This window comes from Corallococcus sicarius (assembly GCF_003611735.1).
In the GTDB taxonomy this organism is placed as follows: Bacteria; Myxococcota; Myxococcia; order Myxococcales; family Myxococcaceae; genus Corallococcus; species Corallococcus sicarius.
In genome coordinates this window covers 1-12,705 of record NZ_RAWG01000286.1, presented here as the reverse complement: position 1 = coordinate 12,705, position 12,705 = coordinate 1, and the positions used below count along the sequence as shown (strand labels likewise).

The following is a 12,705-nucleotide window of genomic DNA, read 5'->3' as shown; positions in this document are numbered from 1 at the left end:
GCGAGCTACAAGGTCGAGGGTGACCTCCGGCGCGAAGTGACCATGAACATCAAGCGGCTCATGGACCTGGGTTGCTACCGGGGTCTGCGTCACCGCAAGGGTCTTCCGGTCCGCGGCCAGCGCACCCCCCTGCTCATCGGCGTCGGGGTCGCGCTCGTGGGCGCGGTGGTGGCCATGGTGTTCCTGCCCGCCAGCGGCGTGGAGATCCTCAACGCCCAGGAGGGCGAGCGCGTCTACGTGTCCGGCATCCGCCTGGATTCGGACCGCCCCCTGTCGCCGGCCGCCCCCGCCGGCTCGCTGCTCGTGGCCACGGCCGTGGACGGCCAGCTGCACCGCTTCGGCAAGGTGATGCAGTCCGAGCGCATCGACCTGCGGACGCTGGCGGACGCCGTCCCTCCGCCCGACAGCACCGGCACCCTGAGCGTCACCGGCCCCAGCGGCTGCCGGGTCGCGCTGGGAAAACAAGAGCTGGAGGGCACCACCCCCCTGGCCAGCCGGCTGCCCGCGGGCCGCGAGTTCGAGGTGCGCGTCCGCTGCGACGGCCGCCCCGACCTCGTGCGTTGGGTGATGGCGGTCCCCGGACAGGGCGTCTCTCTCGACGTCCCGTGACCCGTGCGTCACGCGGCTGTTGTCATCCGCTGAATGATTTTTGAGAAGCTGTGATTATGTGACCGTTGAAGGATTATTCGGGCACAGGGTATCGTCCGCGTTGCGCGCTGCTCCTCCCCCATGACGGCGCGCGAAAAAGACACATTCGCGGAGGGACACCACGGTGACGAGCATGGTCTCGAACGGCGGAACGACTCAAGCGGACGCAGCACTGGAAGCCAAGAAGCAGCAGCTGCTCACGGCGTACATGTCGTTCGCGCCAAATCCCAAGAATGTGGAAACGGTGGTGGTGCTGCGGGAAGGCGCTCCTGGCGCACCGCGGTTGTTCTTCTGCCCGGCGACGGACGGAACGATTTCCTACCTCCGCAACTACATCCCGTACCTCCCCCCTGACTGGTGGTTCTACGGGTGCCAGACGCCCGGACTCGAGGGAGAGCGTACGCCCTTCCGCACCATCGAGGAGATCGCCGCGTACGACGTGGAGAAGATCCTCGCCATCCAGCCGGAGGGCCCGTACCACATCGGTGGCTTCTGCAACGGCGGGCTCGTCGCGTACGAGATCTGCAAGATGCTGAAGGAGCGGGGCCATGAAATCGCCCTGTGCCTGGACCTGCTCCCGCTGTTCCCCCGGCAGTGGACGGACCTCGCGCACCTGGAGTCGCCGCGCAAGCGCGTGGTGCAGGACTTCCTCTTCGTGTTCGAGGAGTTCCTGGGCAACTCCATGAAGGAGTTCCCGGTGGAGGAGGTGCTGTCGCAGAAGGACGAGGTGCAGATCGACACGTTCCTGCGCCTGCTGCGCGAGCACGGCTACCTGCGCAATGATCAGGAAGAGTCGCTCTTCCGCCACCGCGTGAACGTCTACAACGCGGGCCTGGAGGCGATGCTCGCGTACAAGCCGAAGAACTTCCAGGGCGTCATCGACGTCATCGCCGCGGGCGAGGAGGAGCGCTACAAGAACGAGATCCAGACGGACTCGCCCTATGCGACGCACCTGTGCGTGGTGCAGTCGAACCAGAAGCGCGTGCACTACGTGGACGTGCCGGGCAAGACGTTCGTCAACGGGCACCAGCCCGGGCTGGACAAGATTGGCGAGGTCATCCGCACCATCACCACGCGGGTGGCGCTGAAGCAGCCCGTCGGGGGCTGCCGGTGAAGTCTCCCCGTGCGGCCGACGATGCCATCGCCATCGTCGGCCTCGCGTGTCGCTTCCCCGGCGCCAGGGATGCCGCCGCCTTCTGGGAGAATCTCCGGGAAGGCGTGACGAGCATCCGCTCCACGCCGGAGGAGCGCTGGTATTGGGGCAGCGATCCCCGCAGTGATGACGTGTCGCCGCGCCGCGCCGGCTACCTGGAGGACGTGGATCGCTTCGACGCGCGCTTCTTCGGCATCTCCCGGCGTGAAGCCGAGTGGATGGATCCGCAGCAGCGCCTCATGTTGGAGCTGGCGTTCAGCTGCCTGGAGGACGCGGGCCATGCGCCGTCCTCGCTCTCCGGAGCGCCGGTGGGCGTGTACGTCGGCGCGTCGAGCTGGGACTACCGGGAGCTGCACCACCTGGGGGACCGGCCCGCGGAGCCGCACACGGCGCTGGGCCTCGCCACGTCCCTGCTGGCGAACCGCATCTCGCACCACTTCAACTGGAAGGGGCCCAGCGTGCCCGTGGACACGGCGTGCTCCAGCTCGCTCGTGGCCCTCCACCAGGCGGTGCGCGACCTGCGCTCCGGTGACTGCGATTCCGCGCTCGTCGGCGGCGTGAACCTCTGCCTCACGCCGTTCGTCTTCAACTGTTTCACGCGCTCCGGGATGCTCGCGCCGGACGGGCTGTGCAAGACGTTCGATGCGCGCGCGGACGGCTACGTGCGCGGCGAAGGGGCGGGCTTCATCTTCCTGCGTCCGCTCGCCCGGGCGCTCGCGGACGGGGACGCCATCTACGGTGTCGTCCGGGGCACCGCCGTCAACCACGGGGGCGCCGCCGTCACGCTGACGTCCCCCAACGCGTTCGCGCAGTCGGCCGTCATCGAGAAGGCCTACCGCGACGCGGACGTGCGTCCGGAGCAGGTCTCCTACGTGGAGGCCCATGGCACCGGGACGCCGCTGGGAGACCCCATTGAAATCACCGCCCTCAAGCGCGCGTTCTCGCACATGGCGCGCGACGCGGACGTCACGCTGGGCGAGCGCACCATCGCGCTCGGCTCGGTGAAGACGCAGATCGGCCACCTGGAAGCCGCGGCCGGCATCGCCGGGGTGATCAAGGTCCTCCTGTCGCTGGAACACGAAGCGCTGCCGGGGCTCGCGCAGTTCCAGGCGCTCAACCCGAGGATCCGCCTGGAGCGCTCGCCGTTCCACCTGCCCACCCGGCTCACCCCCTGGCCCCGGGGCGGACGCGTGGCGAGCATCAGCTCCTTCGGCTTCGGCGGCGTCAACTCGCACGCGGTCCTCGCCGAGCCTCCCGCGCGGACGGCCCGCGCTGCCGCCGCGTCCGCGGCCACGGCCGGGCACGTCTTCGTGCTGTCCGCCGCCAACCCCGACCGGCTGCGGGCCCGGGCGGGCGACCTGCTCGCCTTCCTGGAGCGCACCGAGGGCGGGCCGGAGGCGCTGGACGCGGACACCTTCGCCTCCCTGCTCTACACGCTGCAGGTGGGCCGCGATGCGCTGCCCGAGCGGCTGGCCGCCGTCGTGGAGACGCCCTCCCAGCTCGCCTTGCTCCTGCGCGCCTTCGTTGCCGGCAACGTGCTGCCCGCCGCGGAGCAGGGCCGGGTGGAGCGCGCGGTGAAGGACACCGCGCAGGACGCGGCGACCTGGGATGCCCGGACGCTCTGCGCCCGGTGGACCGAAGGCGTGGCCGTGGACTGGGCGCGCCTCTGGGGCGGGGCCTCGCCCTGGCGGATGCGGCTGCCCACGTACCCCTTCGACGACCAGCGCTACTGGCTGACGGAGAAGCCGGCCCACCTGAGCTGGGGCAATCCCACGGTGTCCGTGCCGGACCGGAGCGCCTCCATCCAGGCGCTGCTCGCGCGGCACCTGGACGACGAGCGCGTCACCCAGGAGGCCTGCGTCTTCGGTGTGCACCGGGCCCTGCTCGCGCTGGGACTGGGCACGGCCCAGCCCCGGGCGGGGCTGCGGGAGCGGCTGGGCGTGGCGGCGAACCACGAGCGGCTCCTGGGCGAGCTGCTCCGCATCGCGGCGTCCGCGGGCCACCTGGCGGAGGAGGGGGAGATGATCCGCCTCACCGGGGACACGCCCGCGGCTCCACCGCGCACGGACGCTCCGACATCGCGCCTGCTCTGGACCTGTCTGGACCGGCTGGTGCCGGTGCTGCGCGGCGAGACGCGCGCCACCGAGGTCGTCTTCCCCGGCGGCTCGATGGAGCTGGTGGAGGCCGTCTACGCGGGCAACGCGGTCGCGGACTTCTTCAACACGCGCGCCGCGGACGCGGTGGAGGCCGCGGTCGTCTCCCGGCTCGGCCACCTCAAGCCGGGCGAAACGCTGCGCCTGCTCGAGGTCGGCGCGGGCACCGGAGGCACGTCCCGCTTCCTCTTCGAGCGGCTGCGGCCCTACGCGGACCGGCTCGTGTACACGTACACCGACCGCTCGCGCAGCTTCCTCTCGCACGGGGAGCGCTTCCGGGAGCAGGCGCCGTCGCTCACCCTGGCGGTGCTCGACATCGAGAAGCCCTTCGATGACGCGAACACCGTCGACCCGGGCCCGTACGACGTCGTCGTCGCCTCCAACGTCCTGCACGCCACGCGCGACATCCAGCGCACCGTGGAGAACGTGGGGGCCTTCCTCGCGCCCGGCGGGGTGCTGGTCCTCAACGAGCTGGCGGCCGTGACGGCGTTCACGACGCTGACGTTCGGATTGCTGGAGGGCTGGTGGCTCTTCGAGGACGCGGAGCTGCGCATGCCGGGCTCCCCGGCGCTGACGTACGAGCAGTGGTCGCGCGTGCTCGCGCGCAAGCGCTTCGTGGAGATCCGCTCGGTGGCGGGCGCGGGCGCGGAGCACCTGGGCCAGCAGCTCGTGACGGCGGTGTGGTCGGGCACGTCCCGCGCGGCGCGGGGCCCTGCCTCCCGCAACGTGCTGCGGCAGGGCGCTCCCGCCGTGGAGACCGCGCCCGCGCGGCTTCCCGGCGAAACGCTCGAGCAGAGCCTCATCGCCACGCTGGCGGCGCTGCTGAAGGTCGCCGCCGAGCAGATCCTCCCGGACGCGCGGCTCAACGACCTGGGCGTGGACTCGCTCGTGGCCATGGACCTGCGCAGCCAGCTGGGCACCCGGCTGGGGTGCAGCATCCCCATGAGCCTCTACCTGGACGACCTCACGGTCGGGGAAGCCGCGCAGCGCCTCGCTCAACTGCAGGGCACGTCCATGGGGCCTCCCCCCGCGGCGCACGATGACAACGAAGAGGGCCATGTCTGACTTCGAAAGTGGGCTCGGGCAGCTCGTCAGTCGCGGTGTCGAACTCTGGGCCGAAGCGGATCGCCTCCACTTCAAGAAGGCGGCCGGCAAGCTGGCCCCAGAGGACAAGGCATTCCTCCAGGAGCAGAAGCCGCGCATCCTGGAGTTCCTCGCCGGCCGGAAGCTGACGTGGCTGAGCGGCATCCAGCAGCGCATCTGGTTCATCTCCCGCTACGCGCCGGACTCCAACGCGTACACCATCCCGTTCCTCTTCCGCGTGGACGGGGTGGTGGACGTGGAGCGGCTGCGCGCCTGCCTGACACGGCTCACCGAGCGGCACCTGTCCCTGCGGGCCGTGTTCCCCAGCGTCGCGGGCGTCCCGGTCCAGCTCTTCGAGCAGCACATCCCGGTGGAGCTGCCCGTCATCGACCTGCCGGACGATCCGGCCGCGCGCGACGAGGTGCTCCACGCCGCGCTGGTGCGGCCCTTTGATCCGGCCCGGGCCCCGCTGTTCAAGGCCCTGCTGTTCAAGGCCTCCGACGGCCGGTACCAGCTGGGCCTCACCATGCACCACCTGGTGTCGGACGGCTGGTCCCTGCGGCTGATGGTGGACGAGCTGACGGCGCTCTACGGGGACCCCAACGCGCTCACGCCCCTCCGGGACGAGCAGTCCATCATCCACTTCCTGCGCGCGGAGCGGACGCAGGACCCGGCGCTCGCGACGCAGAACCTGGGCTACTGGCGCAAGCAGCTCGCCGAGCCCCCCGTCATCGAACTGCCGAACGACTTCGAGCGGCCGCGCCAGCTCACGTACGACGGCGCCCAGGTGCCCTCCGTCTTCTCCGCGGAGACGTCCCGGCGGCTGCACGGCTTCGCGCGGGAGCAGCGGACCACGCTGTTCTCCGTGCTGCTCGCCGCGTTCGGGACGCTGCTGCACCAGCACACGCGGCAGAGAGATCTGCTCATCGGCACGCCGTACGCCAACCGCGAGGAGCCCGCGTTCCAGGGCATCGTCGGGTGCCTGATGTCCACGCTGGTGTTGCGGCTGGACACCGACCCCCAGGCCTCGTTCCGCCAGCTCCTGGCGCAGGCGGGGACGGTGCTGAAGGACGCGCTGCGCCACTCGGCGATGTCGTTTGATCGCATCGTCGAGGCCCTGTCGCTGGAGCGTGACACGAGCCGCAACCCCGTGTTCCAGGTGCTCTTCGGACAGATTCCCACCGACGCCGTCCAGCGCCCCGGCCTGCGGCTGACGAATGCGTACCTGGACGCGCGCAAGTCGCAGTTCGACCTGGAGTACTACTACCTCACCGGCGAGACGGACGACGTCCTCTCCGGCAGCTTCGTCTTCAACACCAACCTGTTCCGCCGCGACACGGTGGAGGGGTTGCAGGCCTCCTGGCTCCAGCTCGTCGAGTGGCTGCTCGCCAACCCCGACGCGCCCCTGGGCACGGCGCCCCGGTGGACCCCCGCGCAGCGCGCGCGGGTGACGTCGCAGTGGAACCACACGGCGCGGACGTGGGAGTACGAAGACCCCCTCCAGGGGCTCGTCTTCCGCGAGCACGCCCGGCCCCCGTCGCAGGTGGCGGTGCGCTGTGACGACGTGCGCGTCACGTACGCGGAGCTGGCCCGGCGCTCGGACCGGGTGGCCGCGGCGCTGGTGGCGCGCGGCGTGGGCGTGGGGACGCTCGTCGGCATCAAGATGGCGCGCGGCGTGGACATGGTCGTCGCGCTGCTGGGCATCCTCAAGGCGGGCGCGGCCTTCGTGCCGCTCGACCCCGGCTTCCCCGAGGAACGGCTGGCCTACATGATGCGCACCGCGGACGTGCGCTGGGTCGCCTGCGATGACGGCACGGCCGGGACGCTGCCGGAGGGCGTGCAGGCCCTGCGCGTCCGCGGCACCGAGGAGCCGCCCGCGGACGAAGCGCTCCCGGACTTCGCGCCGCCGGCCCTGACGGGCGACGCGCTGGCCTACGTGATGTTCACGTCGGGTTCGACGGGCGCGCCCAAGGGCGTCCGGGTGACGCACGCGAACGCGGTGAACCTGCTGCTGTCCATGGGCGTGGCCCCGGGCATCACCCCCGACGACCGGTTCCTCGCGGTGACGTCGCTGTGCTTCGACATCTCCGTGCTGGAGGTCTTCCTGCCGCTGAGCGTGGGCGCCACCCTGGTGGTGGCGTCGGACGCGACGCAGGGCGACGCCGCGCGGATGCTCCAGGTGCTGGAGGCCGAGGACGTGACGGTGATGCAGGGCACCCCCTCCACCTGGCAGCTGCTGTTGAACTACGGCTGGCAGGGCCGCCCCGGCCTCAAGGCGCTGTGCGGGGGCGAGGCGCTGAGCGTGGCGCTCGCGCGCGAACTGGCGCAGCGGACCGCGGAGCTGTGGAACGTGTACGGCCCCACGGAGACCACCATCTGGTCCTCGCGCCGGCGCGTGCCCCGGGACGCGGCCGCGGTGGACCTGGGACACCCCATCGAGAACACGCGCTTCTACGTGCTGGGCGACGACCTGCGCCCGGTGCCCCCCGGCGTCGTGGGCGAGCTGTACATCGCGGGGGCGGGCGTGGCCCGGGACTACCTGAACCGCGAGGACCTCACCGCCGAGCGCTTCGTCACGCTCGACGTGCCGGAGTTCAGCGCGGTGGCCGAGCGCTGCTACCGCACGGGCGACCGCGTCCGCTACCTGCCCGACGGCGCGCTCGCGTTCCTGGGCCGCGCGGATCACCAGGTGAAGCTGCGCGGCTACCGCATCGAGCTGGGGGAGATTGAAACGCAGCTGGGCGCCCTGGACGGGGTGGCCGAGGCCATGGTCGTCGTGCAGCGCAGCGGGGCAGGGGAGCGGCTGGTGGCCTTCGTGCGCCGCCGCGACGACACCCTGACCGAGGACGCCGTGGTGGCCGCCCTGGCGCGCAAGCTGCCCGCGTACATGGTGCCGCAGGTGGCGTTCCTCGCGCAGCTGCCCCTGACGCCCAACGGCAAGGTGGACCGCAATGCGCTCTCCCGGATGACGGGCGGCCTGAAGACGCGCGCGGGCCCCAGCGAGCCGCCCCGTACGGACCTGGAGCGGCAGGTGGCCGCCTGGTTCGCGGAGATCCTCGGCGTGGAGGTGGCGAACCGGCACGCGCAGTTCTTCGAGCTGGGAGGCCACAGCCTCCTGGCCACCCGGCTGCTCTACCGCGTCAACGGCCACCACCGCGTGGAGGTGCCCCTGTCCGTCTTCTTCCGCGACCCGACGGTGATGGGCGTGGCGCGCCTCATCGAGGACGCCGTGGAGGAGCGCCGCCAGGAGTTCATGTCGCGCATCGCCACCATGTCCGAGGAGGAGATCGACGAGGAGCTTGGCCGCCTGGAGCTTGCCCGCCAGGGGGCCGCGAAGTCCGCATGAAGCCTCGCGCACGCCAGGGAGTCGAGGCGGGCGTGAAAGTGGGTTAAACCGACGGACCGGGCATTCCGCCCCCGTGTACAGGAAGGTCGCTTTGGCGAAGACGATTTTCAAGGTCCTGGGGGCCGTCGTGGCCCTGCTGGCGGTAGCGCTCCTGGGCCTGGGGCTCTACGGCAACTCGAAGCTCAACGAGGTGGTGGACGCGCCGCTGCCCCCCATCGTGGCGGCAACGGACCCCGCGGCGGTGAAGCGCGGCGAGTTCTTGTTCCGCGCGGTCTGCGAGGACTGCCACCGTCAGGACGGCCAGGACAGCAGCGGCCGGGTGTCGGGCGGCTACATGAAGGGCGTGCCCTCCATCGTGGGGCGCGTCTACTCGTCCAACCTCACGTCCGACAAGCAGGCGGGGATTGGCGCCATGAGCGACGGCGAGCTCGCGCGCTCCATCCGCTACGGCATCAAGCGCGATGGCCACCGCGCCGTCATCATGGCCAGCTACGCGATGTCCGACGAGGACCTGGCGGCGCTGATGGGCTTCATGCGCTCGGACCACCCGCTGTTCGCCCCGTATGAGAAGCCGCACCCGAAGAACGAGATCAGCCCCACGGGCCGCGTCGCCATGGCGCTGGCCCTGGGCACCGTCCCGTTGGATCGGCCGGCCTCCGGCCTCAAGGCGCCCCCCAAGGGGCCCACGGTGGAGTACGGCGAGTACCTGGCGCGCGGCGTCTACGAGTGCGTCAACTGCCACACCCCGGGCATCATCCCGTCCAAGGTCAACGGCTCGAAGGCCTTCACGGGCGGCTTCAAGTACTCGGAGACGAGCACGAGCACCGTCTACTCCACCAACCTGACCTTCCACGCCACGGGCCTCGGCGGCTGGACGCAGGAGCAGTTCGCGGACGCCATGCGCGAGGGCGTGACGCCCGCGGGCTATGTGATGCGCTCGCCCATGCGCCGCTTCCGGGGCATGGACGACGTGGAGGCCGAGGCGCTCTACCGCTTCCTCCAGAGCCTGCCGCACGTGGACAAGGCCACGCCCCAGGGGTCCGCGCACCGCGTGAAGGCCAGCCAGGAGGGCGGCCCGGAGCAGCTCTTCGCTTCGCTGGGCTGCGGCTCGTGCCACGCGGAAGGGGCCAAGTTCCGGGGCCTGCTCAAGAAGTCCGTCGGCAAGTCGCCGCAGGACGTCGCCCGGTGGATCCGCAACCCGGAGGCCATCATGCCCGGCACCCAGATGCCGACCTACAGCGAGCTCTTGGACGAGACCCAGGCGCTCTCGCTGGCCGGCTGGGTCCAGCAGCAGGCGGCGCTCATCCCGTAGCGGGGGGCATGGGCCGCCCGCTGCCGGGCGGCTCAGTCATGTGGCTCAGCCCTGCGGCTCAGAACGGATAGACCATCAGCACGAGGATGATGACGAAGCCCACGTGCCACGCGGTGACCAGCCCGATGAAGCGGCCGCGCAGCGCACCCAGCGCGGCGGCTTCACCGGGGCCCTGCACCGCGAGCACGAGCCGCTTCTTGGTGGGCTCCAGCCCCAGCTTGGCGAGCAGCAGCAGCCCCAGCGTGAGGCCGAACCCGGCCCAGAAGCGCCACGGGGCGGTGATGAACCCCTGGGTCGTCTGCATCAGCCCCAGGCCCGTGAGCAGCGTGAGCAGGGCGGCGGGGATGAGGACCTTGTCCGCTCGCGCCACCTGTTCCGGGATGAGGTCCACGTAGGGCCGGCCTCGGGACAGGGTGCGCAGGATTTCGAGGGGCGACGTGATGGATGCCCCCAGCCAGGCGCCCATGGCCAGCAGGTGGAGGCCCTTCAGCAGGTAGTAGATCATGTCGCGCCTGACGCTACGCGACGCCCCACGAGCCGGCAATGTCAAGGCAGGGGGGGCGGTAATTGTCATGGCCAGACACGGGTGCTAGAAGTTGGCTCCTGGCTCTCCCAGCGTCTCACCCCGTGCCCGACATGATCCGTTCGACCTTCGTGCGCACCGCCCTGTGCGCGCTCCTTGCGCCCACGCTGTCCTGCAACATGCTGGACGTGAATGACAACGAGGACGTGAGCGGACGTGGCGCGCGCGTCTTTGATCCGTACCAGTCGTCGGACTCAGGAGCCATCCGGCTGAGCCTCCAGCAGTTCAATGGCTGCGCCATCCTCCCGAGCGGCAGCGCGGTGTCCAAGGGAACGCTGAACCTCCCGGGCTACCCGGACACCTGCCCGGACCTGCTCGCCGCCGACCCCACCAGCGCTCGCAGCGCGCCCACGGGCACGCTGCGCTTGATGGCCGGCACCCGGTACTTCCTCAACCAGCTGACGCTGAGCGACATCGTCCTCAACAAGCACACCAACGGCGCGGACCTCACGGACGCGGTGCGCTGGATGAAGAACGAGTCGCGCTTCCGCAACCTGGACTGGTCGGACCTGGGCCGGGTGTCGGACCAGTGGACGTTCAGCACCGGCATCGAGGGCTTCTCCCAGGACGCGTGGACGCGCGAGGTCCTCTTCGACAACGCCCGCTGGCGCACCGTGAAGGATGACACCTTCACGGTGGAGATCATCGACCAGGACGGCGTGACGCCGCGCATGACCCCGGTGGTGTACTCGCGCACGGACTTCCTCGCGGACTCCGCCTACGGAGGCCACACGCGCGTGGGCTGGCGCATGGAGACGGTGCAGGCGCCCCAGAGCCCGGGAGACGTCGTGCCGCACCCGCTGCCGGTGCTCTCCGGGCAGCCCGCCTCGCCCCCGGCCTACCGCACCCTCGTGAAGATCGAGATGGTGGGCAGCACCAACCCCTTCAAGACCTTCGAGGCGCCCTTCATCCCGGGCCCCGCCATCCTGAAGGTCACCTGGAGCCAGCTGCCCGACGAGCCGTTCTTCTTCCCCATCGAGCTGGTGACGCCCGAGGGGCTGGCCCCCACCTGCGCCAACGCGGACGGGCAGCCGGTGGCGTGCGGCTTCGGCGTGGACCCGAAGTTCAAGTTCAGCACCCCCGCCAACGGCCAGGGCTACTACGAGCCGGGCGAGTCCTTCCGCCTGTTCCTGGACATGCGCGACGGCGACGGCAACCAGATGCTGCCCGCGGGCGTGCTGCCCAGCGGCAAGGACATGCTGGCGGACAAGGCCAACGGCCTGCTCTACGCGACGCAGGCCAGCTACTTCACCCTGCTGGAGCGTGACTCGCTGCCGGCCTACATGGTCGCGGGCCCGCTGCAGAAGCTGCAGGTGCGCAGCGATCCGCAGGCCAAGGCGCCGTACTGGTCCGCGAACGCGGAGTCCGTGGGTCTGGTGGACAGCCTCGCCACGCTCAGCGCCTTCCCGGGCGTGTACGGCTCCACCTGGACGACGCGCTACTCGGTGAATCTGCCCCAGGACGCGGAGCCGGGCACCTACGTGGCCCTCGTGAAGACCCAGCGCTACTTCCTGGGCGAGCGCGTGGCGAAGACGAACTCCTACTTCTTCCAGGTGGGCCAGCAGGAGCCCACCACGTACCCGAACGCGGTCGGCAACTGCCAGTTGTGCCACCGCGGCGTGCTGTCCCTGGACAACCTGCGCCACGGCCTGGGCGTGGATCACGTGGAGGCCTGCAAGACGTGCCACCAGCGCGACAGCGACCTGGTGCCGCGCATCCAGACGCTCATCCACCAGCTGCACAACTCGTCGCCGCGCTACACGCAGAACAAGACGGACTGCACCGTGTGCCACCTCACGAAGGAGAGCGCGCTGCGTCCCAGCATGAACGTCTGCCAGTCGTGCCACCCGTCGGTGCACGGGGACGAGTACTTCGCCACGCAGTTCAGCGCGAAGGGCGAGCCCAACCGCTTCGGCAACTGCGCGCAGACGTGCCACGCGCAGTCCACGACCAACGGCCACATCCTTCCTGAGAACTGACCGAGTCCCGCCATGAATCGCTCTCTGCGCCTGGTATCCGTCCTGAGTGCGCTGGCCCTCGGTGCCGGCTGTGAATCCAACCCGTCCTCCGAAGTCGTGGGGACGCCCATCGTCTCTCCCGCCGAGTTCCAGGACACGGACCTGGCCACGCTCACCACGCGCGTGTCCGGCTTCGCCTGGGATCCGGAGGCGTTCTTCTTCAGCTGGATCACCAACGGCGGCCCCACCAGCCCCATCGCCCCGATCATCTCGGAGGTGAGCCCGCTGTTCCTGCGCTCGGTGGTGCAGGGCGCCCAGGTGACCGTGCTGGACCCCGTCCTGGGCAAGCCGGCGGCGGCTCCCGTGGCCGCGGCGGCCAACGGCTTCTGGGTGTTGCCCAGCGTGCCCAGCCGCCCCACGCCGCCGTTCTTCGCCCTGAACGCGGGCGGCGGCGTGCTGCCCACCACCC

General features: G+C 70.6%; 6 protein-coding genes and 2 pseudogenes. 7 read left to right on the top strand and 1 reads right to left on the bottom strand.

The genetic code is table 11. The features are described 5' to 3' along the window. The 5 genes and pseudogenes from rpsM to D7X12_RS32190 all read left to right on the top strand — a co-directional run. Positions 1-126, top strand: a pseudogene (gene rpsM / locus D7X12_RS32210) (30S ribosomal protein S13); the annotation flags it as partial. A gap of 655 nt (positions 127-781) precedes the next feature. Continuing rightward, the gene (locus D7X12_RS32205) at positions 782-1,762 is read left to right on the top strand and encodes a thioesterase domain-containing protein (RefSeq protein WP_244224911.1); all 981 of its coding nucleotides are present in this window, start codon (positions 782-784) and stop codon (positions 1,760-1,762) included. Then, positions 1,759-5,019, top strand: coding sequence for a beta-ketoacyl synthase N-terminal-like domain-containing protein (locus tag D7X12_RS32200; RefSeq protein WP_158620161.1), 3,261 nt, complete (start codon positions 1,759-1,761; stop codon positions 5,017-5,019). The genes D7X12_RS32205 and D7X12_RS32200 overlap by 4 nt, the downstream gene beginning before the upstream one ends. Then, positions 5,012-8,383 (top strand): non-ribosomal peptide synthetase, encoded by a 3,372-nt coding sequence (locus D7X12_RS32195; protein ID WP_158620160.1) that lies wholly within the window; start codon positions 5,012-5,014, stop codon positions 8,381-8,383. Before D7X12_RS32200 ends, D7X12_RS32195 begins: the two co-directional genes overlap by 8 nt. A 91-nt stretch (positions 8,384-8,474) precedes the next feature. Then, positions 8,475-9,695: a c-type cytochrome gene (locus tag D7X12_RS32190; RefSeq protein ID WP_120629059.1), complete on the top strand. Its 1,221-nt coding sequence runs from the start codon at positions 8,475-8,477 to the stop codon at positions 9,693-9,695. Between the two features lie 58 nt (positions 9,696-9,753). Here D7X12_RS32190 and D7X12_RS32185 read toward each other — a convergent pair whose 3' ends face one another. After that, positions 9,754-10,200 (bottom strand): hypothetical protein, encoded by a 447-nt coding sequence (locus tag D7X12_RS32185; RefSeq protein WP_120629058.1) that lies wholly within the window; start codon positions 10,198-10,200, stop codon positions 9,754-9,756. A gap of 131 nt (positions 10,201-10,331) precedes the next feature. Between D7X12_RS32185 and D7X12_RS32180 the strand changes: the two genes are divergently transcribed. Beyond that, complete coding sequence (locus D7X12_RS32180; RefSeq protein ID WP_120629063.1) at positions 10,332-12,257, top strand: hypothetical protein; 1,926 nt, start codon at positions 10,332-10,334, stop codon at positions 12,255-12,257. A 12-nt stretch (positions 12,258-12,269) separates the two neighbouring features. Then, positions 12,270-12,705, top strand: a pseudogene (locus D7X12_RS32175) (hypothetical protein); the annotation flags it as partial.

Coding starts and splice junctions, on each gene's coding strand:
- D7X12_RS32205 (WP_244224911.1), top strand. CDS start 782: ATGGTCTCGAACGGCGGAACGACTCAAGCGGACGCAGCACTGGAAGCC.
- D7X12_RS32195 (WP_158620160.1), top strand. CDS start 5,012: ATGTCTGACTTCGAAAGTGGGCTCGGGCAGCTCGTCAGTCGCGGTGTC.
- D7X12_RS32185 (WP_120629058.1), bottom strand. CDS start 10,200: ATGATCTACTACCTGCTGAAGGGCCTCCACCTGCTGGCCATGGGCGCC.
- D7X12_RS32180 (WP_120629063.1), top strand. CDS start 10,332: ATGATCCGTTCGACCTTCGTGCGCACCGCCCTGTGCGCGCTCCTTGCG.